Annotated in this window: 18 protein-coding genes; 10 read left to right on the forward strand and 8 right to left on the reverse strand. The window is 62.2% G+C overall.

The window, feature by feature from the left end; all coding sequences use genetic code 11:
* Window positions 1-98 precede the first annotated feature (98 nt).
* The 5 genes from G7016_RS11510 to G7016_RS25370 all read left to right on the forward strand — a co-directional run bounded on the left by G7016_RS11510 (window position 99) and on the right by G7016_RS25370 (window position 6,917).
* Window positions 99-1,388 carry a hydroxymethylglutaryl-CoA reductase, degradative gene (locus G7016_RS11510; protein ID WP_181114197.1) on the forward strand — a complete coding sequence of 430 codons (1,290 nt, stop codon included), beginning with the start codon at window positions 99-101 and terminating at the stop codon, window positions 1,386-1,388.
* Window positions 1,385-2,311: a hydroxymethylglutaryl-CoA lyase gene (locus G7016_RS11515; RefSeq protein WP_181114199.1), complete on the forward strand. Its 927-nt coding sequence runs from the start codon at window positions 1,385-1,387 to the stop codon at window positions 2,309-2,311. The genes G7016_RS11510 and G7016_RS11515 overlap by 4 nt, the downstream gene beginning before the upstream one ends.
* Before the next feature lie 58 nt (window positions 2,312-2,369).
* A complete protein-coding gene (locus tag G7016_RS11520; RefSeq protein ID WP_181114201.1) occupies window positions 2,370-2,852 on the forward strand; it encodes a hypothetical protein in 483 nt (160 codons plus the stop codon).
* Window positions 2,849-4,237 (forward strand): tripartite tricarboxylate transporter permease, encoded by a 1,389-nt coding sequence (locus G7016_RS11525; RefSeq protein ID WP_181114203.1) that lies wholly within the window; start codon window positions 2,849-2,851, stop codon window positions 4,235-4,237. The genes G7016_RS11520 and G7016_RS11525 overlap by 4 nt, the downstream gene beginning before the upstream one ends.
* A 127-nt stretch (window positions 4,238-4,364) precedes the next feature.
* Window positions 4,365-6,917 carry a M10 family metallopeptidase C-terminal domain-containing protein gene (locus G7016_RS25370; protein ID WP_181114205.1) on the forward strand — a complete coding sequence of 851 codons (2,553 nt, stop codon included), beginning with the start codon at window positions 4,365-4,367 and terminating at the stop codon, window positions 6,915-6,917.
* Window positions 6,918-7,035: 118 nt separating this feature from the next.
* Here the strand turns inward: G7016_RS25370 and G7016_RS11535 are convergent, their stop codons facing one another.
* From G7016_RS11535 to G7016_RS11550, 4 genes are all read right to left on the reverse strand, one after another.
* Window positions 7,036-9,252: a TonB-dependent siderophore receptor gene (locus G7016_RS11535; protein ID WP_181114207.1), complete on the reverse strand. Its 2,217-nt coding sequence runs from the start codon at window positions 9,250-9,252 to the stop codon at window positions 7,036-7,038.
* Between the two features lie 125 nt (window positions 9,253-9,377).
* Window positions 9,378-10,025: a DUF2268 domain-containing protein gene (locus tag G7016_RS11540; RefSeq protein WP_181114209.1), complete on the reverse strand. Its 648-nt coding sequence runs from the start codon at window positions 10,023-10,025 to the stop codon at window positions 9,378-9,380.
* Between the two features lie 260 nt (window positions 10,026-10,285).
* The gene (locus tag G7016_RS11545) at window positions 10,286-10,747 is read right to left on the reverse strand and encodes a PA2169 family four-helix-bundle protein (protein WP_181114211.1); all 462 of its coding nucleotides are present in this window, start codon (window positions 10,745-10,747) and stop codon (window positions 10,286-10,288) included.
* A gap of 161 nt (window positions 10,748-10,908) precedes the next feature.
* A complete protein-coding gene (locus G7016_RS11550) occupies window positions 10,909-11,289 on the reverse strand; it encodes a RidA family protein (protein WP_181114213.1) in 381 nt (126 codons plus the stop codon).
* A 181-nt stretch (window positions 11,290-11,470) separates the two neighbouring features.
* On the opposite strand from G7016_RS11550, the gene G7016_RS11555 reads away from it, so the two are divergent.
* Both G7016_RS11555 and G7016_RS11560 read left to right on the forward strand, forming a co-directional pair.
* A complete protein-coding gene (locus tag G7016_RS11555) occupies window positions 11,471-11,869 on the forward strand; it encodes a RidA family protein (RefSeq protein ID WP_181114215.1) in 399 nt (132 codons plus the stop codon).
* Between the two features lie 57 nt (window positions 11,870-11,926).
* Entirely contained in the window at window positions 11,927-13,132 is a 1,206-nt protein-coding gene (locus G7016_RS11560; protein ID WP_181114217.1) for an amino acid deaminase, read from the forward strand.
* 33 nt (window positions 13,133-13,165) lie between these two features.
* Here the strand turns inward: G7016_RS11560 and G7016_RS11565 are convergent, their stop codons facing one another.
* Window positions 13,166-13,672 (reverse strand): MarR family winged helix-turn-helix transcriptional regulator, encoded by a 507-nt coding sequence (locus tag G7016_RS11565; RefSeq protein WP_181114219.1) that lies wholly within the window; start codon window positions 13,670-13,672, stop codon window positions 13,166-13,168.
* Between the two features lie 223 nt (window positions 13,673-13,895).
* Between G7016_RS11565 and G7016_RS11570 the strand changes: the two genes are divergently transcribed.
* A complete protein-coding gene (locus G7016_RS11570; RefSeq protein ID WP_181114221.1) occupies window positions 13,896-15,053 on the forward strand; it encodes an MFS transporter in 1,158 nt (385 codons plus the stop codon).
* A 63-nt stretch (window positions 15,054-15,116) separates the two neighbouring features.
* Here the strand turns inward: G7016_RS11570 and proP are convergent, their stop codons facing one another.
* Window positions 15,117-16,619, reverse strand: coding sequence for a glycine betaine/L-proline transporter ProP (gene proP / locus G7016_RS11575; protein WP_181114223.1), 1,503 nt, complete (start codon window positions 16,617-16,619; stop codon window positions 15,117-15,119).
* A 251-nt stretch (window positions 16,620-16,870) separates the two neighbouring features.
* On the opposite strand from proP, the gene G7016_RS11580 reads away from it, so the two are divergent.
* Window positions 16,871-17,128 carry a DUF1652 domain-containing protein gene (locus G7016_RS11580; RefSeq protein ID WP_181114225.1) on the forward strand — a complete coding sequence of 86 codons (258 nt, stop codon included), beginning with the start codon at window positions 16,871-16,873 and terminating at the stop codon, window positions 17,126-17,128.
* Window positions 17,129-17,188: 60 nt separating this feature from the next.
* Here the strand turns inward: G7016_RS11580 and G7016_RS11585 are convergent, their stop codons facing one another.
* Entirely contained in the window at window positions 17,189-18,478 is a 1,290-nt protein-coding gene (locus tag G7016_RS11585; protein WP_181114228.1) for an MFS transporter, read from the reverse strand.
* A gap of 249 nt (window positions 18,479-18,727) precedes the next feature.
* Between G7016_RS11585 and uxuA the strand changes: the two genes are divergently transcribed.
* Window positions 18,728-19,774 (forward strand): mannonate dehydratase, encoded by a 1,047-nt coding sequence (gene uxuA, locus G7016_RS11590; protein ID WP_181114230.1) that lies wholly within the window; start codon window positions 18,728-18,730, stop codon window positions 19,772-19,774.
* Between the two features lie 12 nt (window positions 19,775-19,786).
* Here the strand turns inward: uxuA and G7016_RS11595 are convergent, their stop codons facing one another.
* Window positions 19,787-20,506 (reverse strand): FadR/GntR family transcriptional regulator, encoded by a 720-nt coding sequence (locus G7016_RS11595; protein ID WP_181114233.1) that lies wholly within the window; start codon window positions 20,504-20,506, stop codon window positions 19,787-19,789.
* Window positions 20,507-20,527 lie beyond the last annotated feature (21 nt).

Consider the following 20,527-nt stretch of genomic DNA (forward strand, 5'->3'; position numbering starts at 1 on the left):
CAGCCTGGGTACTGTTTGTCCAAACTGTACCTTTGTTGTGCCAACGCGCCGGGCTAGGGTAAGGGCAAATGACCATAAGAACCGAAAAGGACGCTTCCATGAGCCTCGACTCCCGCCTTCCTGACTTCCGTGCCATGGCCCCGGCTGACCGTCTCGGCCAGCTGCGCGAGCGGCTTTCACTGTCCGACGCCGACGTGGCCTTGCTCAGCGAGGCGGGCGCGCTTCCCTTGGCCATCGCCGACGGCATGATCGAGAACGTGGTGGGCACCTTTGAGCTGCCTTACGGGATTGCCAGCAACTTCACCATCAATGGCCGGGATGTGCTGGTACCGCTGGTGGTGGAAGAACCTTCGGTGATTGCCGCCGCCTCCTTCATGGCCAAGCTGGCCCGGGAAGCCGGGGGTTTCAAAACCTCCAGTACCCTGCCGCTGATGCGGGCCCAGGTACAGGTGGTCGGCATCGCTGACCCGTACAACGCCCGCTTGAGCCTGCTGGCGCGCAAACAGGAAATCATCGAGCTGGCCAACCGCAAGGATCAGTTGCTCAACCAACTGGGTGGCGGCTGCCGGGACCTGGAAGTGCACACTTTCCCCAGCACCCCGCGCGGCCCGCTGCTGGTAGCCCATTTGATCGTGGATGTGCGCGATGCCATGGGCGCCAACACGGTGAACACCATGGCCGAAGCCGTGGCACCGCTGATCGAGGAGATCACCGGCGGCAAGGTACGGTTGCGCATCCTCTCCAACCTGGCGGACCTGCGCCTGGCCCGCGCCCAGGTACGGCTTTGTCCCGAAACCCTGACCACGAAAGCGTTCAGGGGCGAAGACGTGATCGAGGGCATCCTTGACGCCTACAACTTCGCCGCCGTGGACCCCTACCGGGCCGCGACCCATAACAAAGGCATCATGAACGGCATCGACCCGGTGATCGTCGCCACCGGCAACGACTGGCGCGCGGTAGAAGCCGGCGCCCATGCCTATGCGTGCCGCGAGGGCCACTACGGTTCGCTGACTACCTGGGAAAAAGATGCCCAGGGCCACTTGCTGGGCACGCTGGAAATGCCTATGCCAGTGGGCCTGGTGGGCGGTGCGACGAAAACTCACCCGCTGGCCCAGCTGTCGTTGCGCATTCTGGGCGTGAAAAGCGCTCAGGAACTGGCCGAAATTGCCGTTGCGGTGGGGCTGGCGCAGAACCTCGGTGCCCTTCGCGCGCTGGCCACCGAAGGCATCCAGCGGGGGCACATGGCGTTGCATGCGCGCAACGTGGCGTTGTCTGCGGGTGCGCGGGGCGAAGAAGTGGAGTGGGTAGTGAAACAGATGGTAGCGACCCATGACGTGCGCGCCGACCGTGCCGCGGCGCTGTTGCAAGAAAAACGGGCACAGCCATGAGCCTGGCCAACGATGACGCCGTACGGGTAGTGGAGGTCGGCGCCCGCGACGGGCTGCAGAACGAGGCACGCACCCTGCCCGCTGCCGCTCGGGTGGAATTACTCACCCGGCTTGCCGACGCCGGCCTCACCACGCTGGAAGCAGGCGCCTTCGTATCGCCCCGTTGGGTACCGCAAATGGCCGGTACTGATAAGGTGTTCAAGGCCTTACCCCAACGCCCGGGCGTGACCTGGACAGCACTGGTACCTAATGAACAGGGCTTGGATGCGGCACTGGCTGTGGGTTGCACCGAAGTGGCCGTGTTCGCCGCCGCTTCCGAGGCCTTTTCCCGCAAGAACATAAACTGTTCCATCGCGGACAGCCTGGCGCGCTTCGAGCCAGTGCTGGCCCGGGCCGCGGCCAACGGGATTCGCGTGCGCGGCTATGTGTCTTGCGCGATGGGCTGCCCCTTTACCGGGGCCGTGGCGCCAGGCGAGGTGGCGGCGGTGAGCACGGCGCTTTACCGCATGGGCTGTTACGAAGTGAGCTTGGGCGACACCATCGGCGCCGGCACCCCTGCCAGCACCCGCGCGCTGATCCAGGCCTGCGCCGAAGAAGTTCCTGTCACCGCCCTCGCCGGGCACTTCCACGACACCTATGGCATGGCCATCGCCAATATCCATACCGCGCTGGAGCTGGGCGTGCGGGTGTTCGACAGCGCCGTATCCGGGCTGGGTGGCTGCCCTTACTCGCCCGGCGCCACGGGCAACCTGGCCACCGAAGACCTGCTCTACCTGCTCGATGGCCTTGGCCTGCGCCATGGTGTGAACCTGAACGCCGTGGTGGACGCAGGCACCTTCATCGATGCCGCGCTGGGCCGCGAGTCAGCCTCGCGAGTGGCCCGGGCAGTGCGCGCCAGGCGCCAACGGGCGGTGCCGGGCTGAGCCGCCTGCCCTACCCTGTCCATAACAATAAAAGCCCGAAGGGCACTGGGAGAAACCTGTGAAGCAGCAACTCTACGAAGTATGGGGTGACACGGTAGACAGCCGTCACCTGGGATATTCGATCCTGATCGGGGCAGTGGTCAGCCTCGGCGCGTTCTTCATCGCGCAGCACTTCCTCCTCGCCTGGGTAGCTTCGGCGCAAATGGCCCGCGCCTACGCCATGCTGGTGGGCATTCTCGGTTGCCTGGGCGCCGGCGCCATCAGCGCGTGCCTGTTCAAACCCAAACGCATCGTGGTCGAGCATCAGGCCGATCCCGCCCAGCGCGCCCAGCTTCTGCAAGAGCTGAAGGAAGAATTCGGTGACCTTGGCCGGCTGGCCGACCTTCCTGCGGCCACGGTGGCAGAGCTCAAGGAGATGGACCTGTATGAACTGTTCGCGGCCGAGGAGCGTGCTGCGTCTTCGGGGCGGGCCGAGACACCGCGGGCGAATACCGCGGCAGTGCCCCCCGCCGTGTTCGCTGTAAAAGGAGGACGCCCATGACTGGCCTGGTTCTCGACCAACTGTTGATAGCCCTGGGGATGGGTGTGCTGGGCGCGGTGATTTTCGCCGGCATCGGCCTGATTTCCGGCAGCGACGAAACCACCACTCTCGCCCCCCTTACCCTCCTGGTAGTGTTGCTGGGCGTGCCCGCGCCGGGCGTGCTCACCTTCTTCCTGGCGGGCGCCGTCGCCAAGCACATGACACACGCCGTACCCACGGCGTTGTTGGGGATTCCCGGCGACACAATGGCCACACCACTGATGCGCGAAGCCAACCTGCTACGCAACCTCGGCGTGCCGCACATTGCCTTGCGCAAGATGATTTCCGGCGCAGTGATCGCCGCCCTCATCGCAGTGCCCCTGGCGGTGCTGTTCGCGGTGATGCTCGGGCCGTTCGGCGATCCTATCAAACGGGCAGCGCCGTGGGTGTTCCTCGCGGCCGCCGTGGCGATCGCCTGGTTTTCCAAGGGCCGGCTGGCTGCGGTATTGGCGCTGATTCCCTTCGTACTGGTGATCGTGGGGCTGCAGGCGGTCACTGCCCAATACGGAGTGAAGCTCAGCGTGAGCTACTTCCTGGGGATCGCTATCGGGCCGTTGATCGCGGCGCTGTTTTCACTGCTGGCCCCCAACGAACGCCAAGCCATGAGCCGAGCGCACGCGCGTACGTTTTCGCTTTCCCCGGACGTCAAAGGCTGGGGCGGTTATTTCCCCAACCCCTTGCGCGTACTGGACCGCAAGCAGGCCCTGTGGACGGGTGCCACGGCGGTGATTTCCAGCGCCACGTTCGTGTTCAGCCCGGTGGCCATGACCGTGATCATGGGCGAAGTGGTGGGCGCCCGGGTGAAGCACGTATATCACCGCCTCACCACGGTGATCGCCGCGCGTAACGGAGTGACCGAGGCCACCTACATCGCCGAAGCGCTGATCCCGCTGATTGCCTTCGGCTTGCCCCTGAGCCCCGTGGCTGCGGGGCCCGCCGCGCCACTGTTCAATGCTCCGCCGCGCTTTACCGTGGACGCCGCCAGCGGCCAGGTGAACAACCTGCACAACCTGCTCAGCACCTGGGAATTTCTCGGTTACGGCATGGCGGCGGTGGTCATCGCGGTGCTGGTCGCCTACCCCTTCACCATGAACTACGCCCACCGGGCCGCCTCTTCCGTATCGCGCAAGATCAGCCATGAAGCGGTGATTTCCACCTTCGTGGGATTGATTCTGGTGATCGGCATCTGGGAAGGCGGCGCGCTGGGCCTGCTGGTCATCGTTACCGTCGGCCTGCTCGGCGGGCTGTTGTCGCGCTTCGTGGGCTTCAACATCGGCGTGCAGTTCATGGGTTATTACACGGCAGTGCTGACGGTACCCGCGCTGGCAGCATTGCTGGCCGCCTGAACGCCCCATCCATAACAACAACGCAAGGGCCACGGAATGATAAAAGGTGCGCAAATGTGGATCCTTTGGTCACTTCAAGGCTCTATAGCAGGCACGCCCGTGCTCTGACCCTCTGGAAAATTTCTCAATGACTGATTTCAACGCAAGTGACTTCGGTGCGCTAGGCGATGGCCGCACCAATGACACCCAGGCACTGCAGGCGGCAATTGATGCCGCAGCGGCGGCCGGGGGAGGCACCGTACGGCTTTCAGGCGGCACCTACGTGATCAGCGCCGAGCAAGGAGGAGCGGCGCTGTTGCTCAAGGCCGGGGTTGTTCTCGAGGGCCCCGGGGGGTATGAAACGCCCGCCACCTTGAAACTCGCCAATGGCGCGGCCTCCACTGACGCGCTGATAGAAAGCGTGGGCGACCACACCGGCGCGCGCTTCCTTACCCTGGATGGCAACCGTACCCATACCACTGGGGAAACCAGCGGTTGGGTCAATGGTGACAGTACCGACGTGACACTGGACCACGTGCGGGTCACCCAGGCGTCCGGCTACGGCCTGGACCTGCGCGGCGATAACAGCCAGGTACAGGTACGCGCTGCCACCACCGACGCCAATGGCCTGGATGGAATCATCGCCTCGGGCCTGGTGAACAGCCAGCTCAGCGACACCTATACCCGCGATAATGGCGGAAACGGCCTGACGGTGACCGGCCCGTTGACGGTGCTGGATACCCTCAGCACCGCTAACAAGGGCCACGGCGTGCTGGTTGTGGGCGATGCCGACGGCACCGCAGCCACATTGATCTCGGGCCAGGTAGACAGCAATGGCTTGAATGCCATCCGCCTGGAAGGCACCACCGATGCGCGAGTTGAGCAACTGCAGTTCAGTACCCATATAGGTGGCGTGGCGGTGCAGGCAGTGGACGCCACGGGTACACAGATCATCGACAACACCTTCCTGTCCAATGGCCGTGAGGGAGAGCTGTCCGAGGTTGCCTTGCAAGACAGCACCGGCTCACTGGTGCGTGGCAACATTTTCCAGGATCAGCGCAGCAACGACTTCACCCCATTGGCACCGACCATCCTGGAAACCGGCCAAAGCGACGCCAACAGGATCGAGGCGAACTACATCGGCGCAAGCCTTACCGCGCCACTGCTGGTGGGCCCCGACAGCACCCTGCTGGCGAACGCGTCGACCATCTACACCGCCGGCACCGCTGGCAACGACGACATTAGCTATAACAATAACTTCAACTTCAATGATCGCGTGATCCAAGGGGGAGCCGGTAACGATGTGATAGCGGCCGGGGCCGGCAACGCGATACTGGTAGGCGGTAGCGGCGTGGATGTGTTGGTAGGTACCGGGACCTACTTCCAACGTTCCAGTGCAACCTTCCGTTACGACTCGGTGGAAGACAGCTACCGTGATACCACCAGCAGCCATGCCGATCAGATCCGTGGCTTCAACGTGGCCACGGACAAGCTTGACGTCGCCAGCCTCGGCTTCAGCGGGCTGGGTAATGGCCACGACGGCACCCTGGCGCTGGTGTACAACGCCGCCAAGGACGTCACCTACCTCAAGAGCTACGATGCCGATGACCAGGGCAACCGTTTTGAAGTGGGGCTGAAGGGTGACTACCGCGGCCTGCTTACCGCTGCCAACTTCCAGACGTTGATTTCCGGCACAGAGGGGGCGGATAGCCTAAAAGGCACTACCCACGGTGAGGAAACCCTGGTGGGGGGTGCCGGGCGAGACACCCTTTCAGGCCTGGGCAGCGATGACCGCCTCGACGGTGGTGCCGACGGTGATCGCCTGAGCGGCGGCGCGGGCGCGGATACTTTCCTCTTCAGCGCACTGGCAGACAGTACCGTCACCGCTGCCGGCGGTACCCAGGGCCGGGACCTGATCACAGACTTTGACATTAACGCCTTCGATCGCATCGACGTCAGCGCACTGGGCTTCACCAACCTTGGCGACGGCACTGGAACCTCCCTGGCTTTGGTATATGACAGTGCCAGCGACCTCACGCGCCTGTACTCCAAAGCACTCGATAGCCAGGGCGGGCATTTCGAAGTGGCCCTGCGGGGTGATCAAGTAGCGGGCCTGCAATTGGGTGGTATCGACTTCACCCTGAGCGAGGGCGACAAGGTGGTCACCAGCTTGCCTCCTTATCGCAATTTCATAACCGGCACCGAGGGCAATGACGTGCTAACCGGCGGTAATAATGCGGATATTATCGATGGCGGCGCAGGTAACGACCGTATCAATGGTGGCGTGAATGAAGACTGGCTGACAGGGGGCGCCGGCGCTGACACGCTGACCGGAGGTAGCAGCGGGGATGTGTTCGTGTTCCATAGCCTCGAAGACAGTTATCGCACCGCCACGGCCAGCCATTCGGACCTGATCACTGACTTCAGCCAGGGCTGGGACACGCTGGATGTAAGGGACCTGGGATACACCGCGCTCGGTGATGGTACCGGCGGTACGCTGAAGGTGAGTTATAACGCCAGCGTTGACCGCACCTACGTGCGCGATCTCACCACCGACGACCAAGGGCGCTCGTTCCAGGTCACCCTCAGCGGTAATCAGGTCGCAGCCCTTGAGGAATCGCGCTTTATCTTTGCCTATCCTCATGGCGAGGTAACGGTGGAGCTACTGGGCCATAGTGATGCAGGTGCTACTGCCGCCTGACAGGGCGTCTGGATTACAACGCTCACCCACGGCGTATCGCGAGCGCTGTCCGCTTCGCGATACGCCGTGGGGTTGTTCGCGGGAGGTTATTCTGGCCCACCCCCTCAACGCGCGATGTTTACCAGCGCAGTGCCACGGTACCGAGCACGGTGCGCTCCTCGCCCCAGTAGCAACGGCCGGCGTTGTTGCAGCCACTCACGTATTCCTTGTCGAACAGGTTCTTGGCGTTCACGTCCACCGACCAGTGTTCGTCGATGTCGTAGCCCACCAAGGCATCCACCAAGGTAACGTCGCCAGTCTTGAGTTTTCCGTACAAGGCCGGGGACGTGTAGGCGAAGGTGTTATCGAAGTAGCGCACGCCACCGCCCAGCCGCAAGCCGCGTAGCGGGCCGTCAAGGAAGCGGTAGGTGGCCCAGGTGGAAGCCTGGTTGCGCGGGATGCCGGTAAGCTGGTGATCCTCGACCAACGAACCGGGCCCGTCCTTCTTCACCCGGGCATCGGTATAGGTGTAGGCCGCCGTCAGGCTGAGGTTGCGGGTCACGTCACTGTTCACTTCAAGCTCTACGCCATGGGATTCGCTCTTGCCCACCTGGCGGCTGAAGCCGTTCGAGCCCGACACCACATCGTCGGTCTTGGTGAGGTCGAACACCGCCGCACTGAACGTGGTGTGCCAGCCAACCGGCTCGTACTTGAGCCCGATTTCGTATTGCTCGCTGAGGATCGGGTCGAACAAACCGCCGCCCGGCTGGGACGATTGCTGCACGGGGGTAAAGGCCGTGGAGTAGCTCAGGTAAGGCGACAGCCCATTCTCGAACTGGTACATCACGCCGGTTTGCCAGCTGAAGCGATGGTCCCAACCGTCCAGGTCGGTACCGGCCACCGCCGCGCTGCCGGGCCGCGCGGCGCTGGCGCGATTGCGGTACTCGCTGTGCACCCAGTCCTGCCGGCCGCCCAGCAGGAATATCCAGTGGTCATACTTGCTCTGTAACTGGCCGTAGGCGCCGTACATGTGCTGGTCGAGCTGGGAGTTCTGCACGTACTGGGTGGTGTTGGGCTGAACAGGCGAGAACACAGGATTGAACACGTTATAGGTACCACCTAGGCCGGCGTCCCAATCCTGGTTGTACGAGGTGCGGTCGTAGCTGGCGCCCAGCAATACAGTGTGTTCCAGCGCACCGGTGTTGAAGTGCCCCTCGAACTGGTTGTCCACCGAATACGTCAGGGACTTGTTGTCACGGTCGTACGCGGTGCTGCTCAAGGTGGCGCCGAAGCCGCCATTGCCAAGGGTATTCGGCCAGGTTTCGTGCCGGTTGACCCGCGATTGCAGGTAGCGCGAATTCTGCCGGAACTGCCAGGTGTCGTTAAGCTGGTGGCTGAACTCATACCCCAGCGTCCAGGTTTCGCGTTCAAAGTCATCCCAGTTCGGGTTGCCGTTGAACTGGTCCTTGCCGATCTTGCCGTTGGGGTTGTCCAGCAGCGTGCCAGCTGCCGGATAGCCCAGCAGCAGCTTGGTGCGGTCGCGCTGGTAGCTGGACAGCAACGTAAGGGCGGTGTCTTCGCTGAAATTGAAAGTCATCGAGGGGGCCAGATAAATCCGGTCATCAGGCACCGTATCCACCTGAGTATCGGCATTGCGCCCCAGCATCACGATACGCCCCAGCACGCTGTCGACCTCGCTCAGCGGCCCGCTCACGTCCAGCGCCAGTTGGCGACGGTTGTTGCTGCCGTACGTAAGCCGGGCTTCGCCCTGGGCATTTTCGGTCGGTTTCTTGCTCACCAGGTTCACCAGGCCACCCGGGGCGTTTTCCCCATACAAGATGGAGCTTGGCCCGCGGAACACTTCCGTACGTTCCAGGCCGTAAGGCTCGGTGGTGGTGTCGTAGCGGTTGCCCTGCAAGCGCAAGCCATCCTTCAACAGGCCATAGCCGTAGTCCGTGGCGTTGTAACCCCGGATCGAAAACAGGTCCCCCGCCAGGCCGTCGCCCACGGCGAACGGCGGCGCGAAGATGCCCGGCACATAACCCAGCACATCGGTGAGGGTTTGCGCGCCCTGGTCGCGAATGCGTTGCTGCGTAACGACTGAGACGGAGCGCGGCGTTTCCGCCAACGGGGTACTGGTTTTGGTTCCGGCCGTGCTGCTTCTGGCCCGGTACGCCTGGGCCTGGGGGTCTTCTTCCGGTGCCTGCGCCGACACTTGGATGTTTTGAAGCTGCACCGCAGAGGCTTGCCCTGCCGTAGGCGCTCCCTCCTCTGCCGCCGCCATGCCCGACCACCCGGCAGTCGCTACCAATGCCGCCAGTGCCGTTCGTTGAAACGAGTGATTCCCGCGCGCCATCCCAGCTTCCCCTTCCTTGCCGTTGCGGGGTCAATACCCCGGACTCTGACGAAATGTGTCAGAAAGTACGGAAATGTAACAGGGAAGCATTCTCATTGCTATCTGGCACGGTGGGTTCAGCGGTGTCACGCTAGCGCCCGGAGGCATTTGAGGAAATCCCGTGCAGGCGCGGCCGCCAGTGTAGAGGCCCGCTGCCCGGGATTGGCCTTGATAAACCGCGCAACCACTTGGTAGCCCAGTGAGTAGCCAACCCAGCGTGGCAGGCGCGCGGTGCCGAAAAACCAGGCGGCGTGATCGTAATCCGGCCGATCCCATTCGCTAATGACAACGGCCACATGGGGCAGCACGGTAGGGAGCGCCAGGCATTCCCATGGCTCAGGCGGCCCTGCGCATACCTCCTGCGCGAAGTGTCCGGCGAGCCCCTCGGACACCAGCGCCTCGCCCAGCGTGCGGCCGTAGCCCGGCCCTTCCCACCGGGCACAGTGATGAAGCTCATGGGCGAACATCCGCTCGAGGGACGCGTTGATGTTTTCATGCAATATCGGATTGCCCGGGTCCACCGTCAGGTAGATCACCCCAGGCTCAGGGGCATAGCCCAGATGGCCTTTTTCAGGGATCACCTGTGCGCCGGCCTTCAAGATCACATCAACTGGCGGCAGGGGCATCAGTGCGGTGGCTTGAGCATGGGTCTGCGTGAGGGCGGCCTGAAGCCAAGGCTGTACGCGGGTCAGTGCGCCCCGGGCATCGAGGAAATGCAAGGTGAGGGAAGTCACGAGGGGACAATAGCGTAACGGGGGGGTGGGTGTAGCTGACAACGCTATGGAAATCGGGCCCGCGAATGGCCTTTCGTTCGGCGGTTCGATGGAGGCTCATTCGCGAGCTGCGCCTGCGGCTCCGCCCGGCTCTCACAGGACCGCGCAGAGCGATACCCCAGCACCCCTGCGTAGGAAGCGGGCGAAGCTCGCGAAAAAGGCGAAACCTAATCGCGAGCCTGGCGCAGGGCGGCGGGTTGAGCGCCGCCCCCAATGCGAGGTTACTTCTGGGCGCGAGCCTGGTCGCGCAGCGCCTTGATCTTGTCGTGGTTGCGCATCACGCCGTCGAACTGCTTCTGGATCACAGCGCGAACGTCGGCGGTGACAGCGGTGTTTTCCAGCGCCTTCTTGTAGCTCTTCTTGGCCACGTCTTCGCCACGCTCGGCTTCGTTCAGCAGGGCAACGTCGTCCTTGCCGGTAACGGCGGATTTGAGGTCAACCCAGCGGCGGTGCAGGTCGCCGGCCACGCTGGTGGAGGTTTCCGGATCGCCGCCCAGCTGGCGGACCAAGCCTTGCAACTCAACTGCAGCGCTGGCGGTATCGGCAGCGGCGCTAGCGAAGATCGCTTTCAGCTCAGGGTTTTTGGTGTTTTCGGCGAGGTCCTTGAAGCCCGCTTCGCCGTCTTTCGAAGTTTCGATCAGGTCGTTCAGTACGCTGATGTTTTCTTTATTGACGTCGGTCATTTCAGATCTCCCAAATGGACGGCCCTGATGGGCCCTAGAGGCAGCCATGTGTAAGCGCTTGTACTGCGTTCACTGAGTTAGGGCGTGCCGTTGGGCTTATGGTTCAGTTTTTTTGCCAACCAGGGCCGGATGGAGGATATACGGGCGCAATGCGCGAAGGGTTAGCCGCGAGCAGCGATCGCGGTCACTTCCACGCGCATGCCCTCCACCGCCAGCGCGGCGACCCCCACGGCGGCACGAACCGGCCATGGGCGGCTGAAGTAGCGCTGGTACACCTCGTTGAATCGCGGCCGTTCGCTGATATCGGTGAGGTAGATGGTGAGGTGCATCACCCGATCCAGGCCGCTGCCGGCGCGCTCCAATGCCGCCTTCAGGGCCTCCAGGGTGCAGACGCTCTGCGCTTCGATGTCACCCAGTTCGAGGCTGCCGTCGGGTCGCGCAGGGATCTGTGTCGTCACCAGCATCCCGTTGAACACAGCTACGTCGGAGGAAATGGACTCCGGGTCGGCATCGGGAAGGAATTCAATGTCGCGTTCGGTCATCAGCTATCTGGCCTTGTAGTAGTGGCCGCCTGCCCGGATGGCAGGCGAGGCGTTTCGATCCGGGCACGATGATACCGCTATCCTATGCAACGGGCGCACGGCGCCATTTTCGAGCCGCCTGATTCCGTATGCTTGCGGGGCTGCCTCAGGAACATTCATTTTTTAGCTCAAGGAGCGTGACATGACTATTACCCGCTATGGCAGCGGCAGCACGGCCGCCGGGGGCACGCCACGGCCGTTCGCGCGCGCCGTGGAGGCCGACGGTTGGCTGCATGTGTCTGGCCAGGTGCCGGCACTGGACGGAGAAATCGTTGCCGGCGGCATCGTCGAGCAAACCCACCAGGCGATGAAAAACCTGGTCGCCATTCTGACCGAGGCCGGTTACGGGCTGGAGGACGTGGTGCGGGTAGGCGTATGGCTGGATGACCCTCGGGACTTCACCAGTTTCAACAAAGTGTTCGCGCAGTATTTTACCCCGGAGCACGCCCCGGCCCGCGCCTGTGTACAGGCCAGCATGATGGTGGACTGCAAGGTCGAGATCGACTGCATTGCCTACCGCCGCAAGGCGCCTTCGGCATGACCGTGCCGCTTGTACGAACGCCCTGTCAATGAATCAAGACCCCTTCATGGAGTGATCATGGACCTTAACCCGGTAGAAAAAGGCGGTGCGCAACCCGGTCACCGCCTGCTGCACGACGTTTCGCTGCCCGCCCTTGTGCTGCACGAGGAGGCTTTGGAGCACAACCTGCGCTGGATGCAGGCCTTCGTCCGCCAGGTTGGCGCCGAGTTGGCCCCGCACGGGAAAACCAGCATGACCGCTGCCCTGTTCCGCCGCCAGTTGGCCCATGGCGCCTGGGGCATCACATTGGCGACGGCCACGCAAACCCGCGCTGCCTACGCCCATGGCGTGCGCCGGGTGGTGATGGCGAACCAGTTGGTGGGCTCGCCCAACATGGCCTTGATCGCTGAGCTGCTCACAGACCCGGCCTTTGAGTTCCACTGCCTTGTGGACCACCCGGACAACGTCCAGGCGTTGGGCGCGTTCTTCGCGGACCGCGGGCTGCGGCTGAATGTGATGATCGAGTACGGCGTGATGGGCGGCCGCTGCGGCTGCCGCACCGAGCAGCAAGTGCTGGACCTCGCCGATGTCATTGCCACCCAGCCCGCGCTGGCGCTTACGGGTATCGAGGGATACGAAGGGGTGATTCACGGCGCCGAGGCCGTTACCGGTATCCGCGCCTTCGCCGCTTCGCTGGTGGGGCTGGCAATCACCTTGCAGAACAACCAGCGCTTCGCCCTTGCCCGACCGATCGTCACGGCCTCGGGCTCGGCCTGGTATGACCTCATCGCGCAAGAGTTCGACCGGCAAGCCGTGCGCGATCGCTTCCTCTCAGTGCTGCGCCCGGGAAGCTACGTGGCGCATGATCACGGGATCTACAAGGACGCCCAGTGCGGCGTGCTGGGCCGCCGGCACGATCTGCACGAAGGCCTGCGGCCCGCGCTGGAGGTGTTCGCGCACGTGCAATCGTTACCCGAGCCAGGCTTGGCGATCATCGCGCTGGGCAAGCGTGACGTCGCCCATGACGCAGGCCTGCCCAACCCTTTGCGACGCTATGCGGCCGGCGGCACCGCCGATCACGCCGACGATGTCAGCGCCTGCACCGTGACGGCGATCATGGACCAACATGCCTTCATGCAAATAGCGCCCGGCTGCGAACTGCGTGTAGGTGACATCATTGCGTTTGGTACCTCCCACCCCTGCCTTACCTTTGACAAATGGCGAAGCGGCTGCCTGGTGGACGCGCAGCTTAAGGTGGTGGAGCCCCTGGACACCTGTTTCTAAGTAGCACTAAGAGCACCCGGTGAATTTCGATGATCACTCATTGGGCGCACATTCACCGGGCAGGCTGGAAAGAATGGTTTTCAGAAGCGCGGCCAGCGTATCCCTCTGTTCAGACGTCAGGGCCGCCAGTAGAAGGTTTTGAACCTCCGTATGCGTGGCCACCGCTTCCTCGATCATGGCCCTTCCCTCCGGCGTAAGGGATACCTGCAGGCTACGCCTGTCATCGGCATCGACTAGCCGCTCGACCATACCTGCGCTTTCCAGCCTCGCCAAACGGTTGGTCATCGCGCCGGAGGTGATTAAAAGAGAACGATACAACGCCGTAGGTGTGAGCCGATAAGGCTCTCCTGATCGTCGAAGCGTAGCCAGAACGTCGAATTCACCTTCCTTGAATCCGTACTTTGTCAAAGCATCGGCTCTGGCGCGTTCCAGATGCTTCTGGATTCGCGCGATCCGCCCAAAAACTTCCATGGAAGATGCATCCACGCCCGGCATCGCTTGGGCCCACTGGGCGACCACAAAATCTACATGATCTTTCATAGCTCTCCGCCCGTGCGCATGAACGTAGAGGTGTGGCGCAGGGCCAGTAAACAATATCAGCTTTCATATATCTTAACGTTAAGCTATCTTGCCAACCCAAGTCGTTTTCAAGGAAAGCCTAATGACAGTTTTCAAAGGGGTCACCGGCAGCGACCACGTTTTCAACGAGTCCAGCGCTTACCAGTCCAGTCCCCGCACCGGCGTTTTTTGAGAGGCTACAGATATGGACAGTCGCCCCTCAAAAGTAACGATCGCAGTTCTCGCGGTGCTTGTAGGCATTAACCTTCGCCCCATCATGGCCTCGGTCGGTCCCGTCCTTGGAATCATTCAGAAGGACCTTGCATTAACCAGCACGCAAGCAAGCCTGCTTACTACCCTGCCCGTGATGATGATGGGCGCCTTTGCATTGGCAGGGCCGTGGGTACAGAGATGGATAGGGGAGAACACAGGGGTGGCAGTTGGCCTGCTACTCATTGCAGTGGCAAATGGTTTAAGGGCGTGGGCCGATCAACCCTCAACGCTAATAGCCACCGCCGCCTTGGGTGGAATTGGAATCGCCATCGCCCAGGCGTTGATGCCGGCATACCTCAAGCGCGTATACCCGCAGCGCGCGGGTACGTTAATGGGGCTTTATACAACAGGCATCATGGCGGGCGCGGCGGTTGCGTCGGCAGCTGCAGCGCCCGGGACCGTTATTGTTGGCTGGCGATTAATGCTGAGCTCTGCCGCGATTCCAGCACTAGCGGCCTTCGCCATCTGGGCCCTCTGTGCGCGCCGTAACAAAGCGCCGTCCGATCCCAAAGGGCTGCCAATAAATAGCGGCCGCGCTTGGCGCCTCATGGGGTTTTTCGGCATTGGAACCGGTGCCTACACCTTGGTACTAGCCTGGCTTGCGCCCTATTACGTCGAGCTGGGCTGGTCCGCAGCCAGCGCAGGGTATCTACTGGGAGCACTCACGCTTACAGAAGTGGTGGCGGGCTTGGCCGTTTCTTCGGTAATCCATCAGTTCTCTGATCGCAGAGTGCCTCTTATAATCGCCATACTCTTGGCCATGGTCGGCCTCGGTTGCCTCGTTACCGCGCCGCTTGAGTTAGCCATTGTGGCAACGGTGCTGCTGGGTCTAGGGATCGGAACCCTCTTCCCCCTCTCCCTGATCGTCACGCTGGACCATACGCATTCGCCCGCCGAAGCGGGTTCGCTAATGGCCTTCGTGCAGGGCGGGGGCTATCTGATCGCCGCAGTAACGCCGTACTTCGCTGGCATACTTCGAGACGAAGTTTCCTCACTGCGCTTTGCGTGGGCCGGTATGGCTGTTGGGGTAACAGTGCTGTTTGTATTGGGTCGGCGCTTCTCACCGCAAAGAAGCGCTCTTCCCTCATAGCCATTTAGAAAACCTACTCGGCCCCGGCGCTATTCAACCGAGCTAGCCCTCAGCCACCCCGGATCAGTCGATCCGCGGGTGCTGCTGCGCCAACTCCTCGCGCTTGGCCTGCAAGCGGGCGATCTCGGCGTCGATGTCTTCGACCTTCTGTTCGATGGTGTCGTGGTGTTCCTGCAGTAGCTCCTTGGCTTCTTCCAGGTCCGATGCCGTGGGCGCGGCGCCGCGCAGCGGCTTGTTGGCGGTTTCCTTCATGGTCACGCCGGTGGCCAGGCCAATGATGGCGATGATCATCAGGTAGTAGGCGGGCATGTACAGGTCCTGGGTGCTTTCCACCAGCCAGGCCGCGAGGGTGGGGGTAAGCCCGGCGATCAGCACCGAGATATTGAACGCACTGGCCAGGGCGCTGTAGCGGATATGCGTAGGGAACATGGCCGGCAGCGTGGAGGCCATTACCCCAATGAAGAAGTTGAGCAGCACCGCGAGGATGAGCAGGCCGCAGAAAATCAGCCCTACCGTGCCGCTGGTGATCAGCATGAATGCCGGAATGGCCAGGAAGAACAGCCCCACGCTGCCGCAGATGATAAACGGCCTGCGGCCGAAGCGGTCGCTCAGGCGGCCGATGAAGGGCTGCACGAACAGCATGCCCACCATGATGGCGATGATGATGAGCACACCGCGGCTTTCGCTGTAATGCAGGTTGTGGGAGAGGTAGCTGGGCATGTAGGTAAGCAGCATGTAATAGGTGACGTTGGTCGCCACTACCACGCCCACGCAGGTAATCAGGCTACGCCAGTATTTGGTGGCTACTTCCTTGAATGACACCTGCGGGCCGGTGGCCAGGCCTTCCCGGTCGCCCTGCTCCAGCTTTTCAACGTGCTGCTGAAACGCCGGCGTTTCTTCCAGCGCATGGCGCAAGTACAGGCCCAGCAGCCCGAGCGGTAAGGCGAGGAAGAACGGCAGCCGCCAGCCCCACGCCTGGAAGTTGTCTTCCCCTACCACCGAAGAAATAGCCACTACCAGCCCGGCGCCGAGCACAAAGCCAGCAATCGAACCGAAGTCCAGCCAGCTGCCCAGAAAGCCGCGCTTGCGGTCCGGCGCGTACTCGGCCACGAAAATCGAGGCGCCGGTGTATTCACCTCCCACCGAAAAGCCTTGGGCCATTTTTGCCAGCAGCAACAGGATCGGCGCCCAGATGCCGATAGCGGCATACGACGGTATCAACCCTATGGCGAACGTGCTCAGCGACATGATCACGATGGTGGCGGCCAATACCTTCTGTCGACCGTAGCGGTCGCCCATGGCACCGAAGAACAACCCGCCGAGGGGGCGAATCAGGAAGGGCACGGAGAAGGTCGCCAGCGCGGCGATCATCTGCACGCTGGGGTCGGCGCTGGGGAAGAACACCTTGCCCAGCACATAGGCGACGAAGCCGTACACGCCAAAGTCGAACCACTCCATGGCATTGCCCAGCGCTGCGGCGGTGATCGCCTTGCGCATCTTGGCGTCGTCGACAATGGTGATGTCTTTCAAGCCAAACGGTTTAATGGCCTTTTTACGTGATTTCATACGGGTTACCTGAACCTGACAGTCATGTTCACACGGCGGATCCCGTGTGGGCGCGTGCCGTGAATGAACGTCAGAGGCGAAGCAGGCCGAATAATTCAGTGGGGAAGGTTTTGAAGTGTGGTTAGCGAGGCGCGGCAAACGCAGCGGCGGGCTCTACCGCGATACCCCCAGTCGGTGAGGATGCGAAAAAAAACAGCCTGTGGGCTATGCTCAAAGGCACTTAGCTTTATATAAGAAAACAAGGGTGAGCCATGCTATCTACTCTAGAGCTTCGACATATCCTGGAAAACGCGTTCCTGCCTACTGTCTGCAAGTGTGAAATCGATTCCGGGATAATGACCCTCAAGTTGATCAATGCCCGCACTAACGAAGTGATTTTCGAAGAACGAGAGATCAAGACATCGGACCTGTCCTCGACCCTGGATATTACAACGTTAGTCGCAGAGCTCAAGGCAAAGCTGGCGACCATACCCGTGGTGAACCCGGAACGGCGACGTCATCGGCGCTGACGCCACCTCCAAGGCCCGTCAAGGCAGCCCCGCCTCGTTCCTGCGGGGCCTGACCAAGGCTTACAACTGTTGCGCGAGCGGAGCGCCCTCTCCTCCCTTCCTGTCGCCGGGCAATGCCGGCAGTGGTTCGATCCTGCCCACGATGAACAGGTAGCTGAACGCGCCAAGCACCGCGAACCCACCCGCGGTGATCAAGGGCGCGGTGAATGAGCCATTACCGATCACCAGCATGAAGCCTGTGAAGGTGGTAATGAAAATACCGGCCGTGTTGGAAGCGAAGTTCTGAATGCCGCCGATGGACGCCACATGGGAGGGCGTGGGCGCCACGTCCGCTGGCAGGCACCAGATGCTGGCACCGGCGAACGCCAGGCTGGCATAGGCCAGGCTGAAGAAGCCAAGCATCGCGTAGGTATTTTCAGTGAACACCGACAGCGAAATGCTCGACGACATCAACATCCCGCCCACGATGCAGGTTTTGCGCGCGGCCGTAAGGCTCCAGCCGCGGCGATACAGTGCGTCCGAGGTAAGCCCGCCTATCCAGCCGCCGACGATGGAGGCCACCGCCGGGATGGTGCCGAGCGTACCCAGGGATTTCAGCGAGAAGCCCCGGTCCTGAATCAGATAGGTAGGGAACCAGGTAATAAAGAAGTAGATCACGAAGTTCAGGCAGAAGAAGCCCAGCATCATCCCCCACAGGGTGCGATGGCGGAACAACGACGCCCAACGGACTTTTGGCTGCGCGGCCAGGCTGGCCGCCTTGCTCGCGTCATTGCGCTGAATGGCGGCAACGGCTGCGGGCTCCCGGTAGATCAGGAACCAGCCAACTACCCACACAAACCCTACCGCGCCGGTGATCACGAACGAAGCGCGCCAGCCCCACAGCTCGATGATCAGCGCTACCACGGGGATGGACAGCGCCGAGCCCACGCGCGAACCGCTGTCGAAGATGCTGGTGGCAAAGCCGCGTTCCTTCACCTCGAACCATTGGCTGACAATTTTTGCGCAGGAGGGATACGCACCGGCCTCACCCACACCCAGCAGCAAGCGGCAGCCAAACATCGCCGCCAGGCTGCCGGCGGCGGCCGTGGCTGCGGTGAACAGCGACCACCAGGCTACGGCGAGCGGCAAGGCGATCTTCGCGCCGACCTTGTCCACGAACCAGCCGAAAGGCATCTGCATCAGGGCATAGGTCCAGAAGAAACCGCTGAGCAACAGGCCCATTTGCCCGGAGCCCAGGCCCAGCTCTTTCTGGATATAGGGAGCGGCCACCGCGAGGTTGGCCCTGTCTATGTAGTTGATCGCAACCGCGAGGAAGCACAGAAATATCACTAACCAGCGCCCTTTCTGCATGGCGAGTCCTCCGTAATTATTGTTATGAGCAAGACTGCTGCGTGCTTCAGCCAGAGGTCTCGGGCCTTGATTGGCCTGACCAAATCAGCCGACAACCAGAGATACTAGACGTCAATTGAGGGCGGCGAGGAGAAAATCGCGGAATCCTGGCTGAATTCGAGTACTCGCAATCCACCCCTCAGCATTTTGGCCTGACCAATCTATACTTCTCCCACCCCAGTGGCAGCAGAACAAGAAAGGACATGGCCCATGAAGATGACATTCCGTTGGTACGGCGACACCGACCCGGTAACGCTGCCCTATATCCGCCAGATCCCCGGCATGACCGGCGTGGTGAGCGCCATTTACGACATACCCGTGGGCGAGGTATGGCCGCTGGAACGTATTCAAGCATTGAAGGCCACCGTCAACGCCCATGGGCTGGCGCTGGAGGTGATCGAAAGCGTGCCCGTACATGAGGACATCAAGCGCGGCCTGCCCAGCCGCGATCGCTTGATCGACAACTATTGCCAGACCCTGCGCAACCTCGCCGCGTGTGGGATCAAGGTGGTGTGCTACAACTTCATGCCGGTGTTCGACTGGACCCGCTCCACCCTCGAGATGCTCCTGCCCGACGGCTCCACCACGCTGGCATTCGAGACTGCGGTCATCGAGCAGGCCAGCCTTGAAAAGGGTCTTACGCTGCCCGGCTGGGATGTGAGTTACGAGCCTGCCGCATTGAAGGCACTGCTGGCCGAATATGCCGAGGTGGACGAAGCGACACTGCGCCAGCGGCTGGCGTATTTCCTCGAGCGGGTTATCCCGGCGGCCAGCGAGGCCGGCATCAAGATGGCGCTGCACCCGGACGACCCGCCCCGCTCCATTTTCGGGCTGCCGCGAGTGGTGAAGAATCGTGAGGACCTTGCCCACATCATGGCCATGGTCGACAACCCGGCCAACGGCCTTACGCTGTGTTCAGGCTCGCTGGGCGCGGACCTGGGGAACGATATCCCGGCGCTGGTGCGTGAATTCGGTGGCCAGGGGCGCATTCATTTCGCCCACCTGCGCAATGTGAAGGTCAACGCAGCGGGTGACTTCTTCGAAACCGCGCACCGCTCCGAAGACGGTTCGCTGGACATGGCCGAGATCGTAAGGGCCTATGTGGAGACAGGGTTCGAGGGCTACTACCGGCCGGATCACGGCCGCATGATCTGGGGCGAAACCGGTCGGCCCGGGTATGGCCTCTATGATCGGGCACTGGGCGCCGTTTACCTGAATGGGCTATGGGAAGGCATTCGCAAAACGATCACGGCCTGAACCCGCCATGGGTTACTCGCTGCCGCTGTTGACCTCGGCGTCCATGCCCTTCAGCCAACGCGCCTCGGAACACCGCAGGTGCTGGCGCATGGCGGTCTGTGCGCCGATCAGGTCACGGGCTTGCACCGCTTGCAGGATGGCCTCGTGCTCGGCCACTGCAGCGGCCCAGGTGTCTCGATTCTCGGAGTGTTCGCTGATATGCGCGGAGAGCGGGCTGTAACGCTCTTCGAACAGCGACGTGATGATCCGCACCAGGGTTGAGTTGCCGCTCATCTTTGCCAGGCGCTGGTGGAAGCGACGGTCGTCGTCCAGCGCTGGAATGCCCTTCTCCACGCCCTCGCGCATCTTGTCGATGCAGGTTTGCAGGTAGCGGTAATCGGCTTTGGTGCCATTGAGGCACGCCTGCATCACGCACTCGCCTTCGACCAATGCCCGCGCCTGCATCAATTCCGAAGGGCTCTCGCCCAGGGTTTTGGTTCGCCCTTTGATGCCCAGCAGGTGCTCGCACACATAGATGCCGGAGCCCATGCGAATTTCGACGCTGCCTTCGATTTCCAGCGCAATCAAGGCTTCACGCAACGAAGGCCGGGACACGCCGAGCATCTGCGCCAGGTCGCGTTCGGGAGCCAGCCGGGTGCCCGCTGCGATGCCGTGCTTGCGGATGTGCTCACGCAGCCGGTCGGCGATAACTTGATAGAGGCGGCGTTCGGCGGGCGGGTTTGGCAGGGTCATCGATCAGCTTCCGTCTGGCTG

This window comes from Pseudomonas japonica (assembly GCF_013522925.1).
In the GTDB taxonomy this organism is placed as follows: domain Bacteria; phylum Pseudomonadota; class Gammaproteobacteria; order Pseudomonadales; family Pseudomonadaceae; genus Aquipseudomonas; species Aquipseudomonas japonica_A.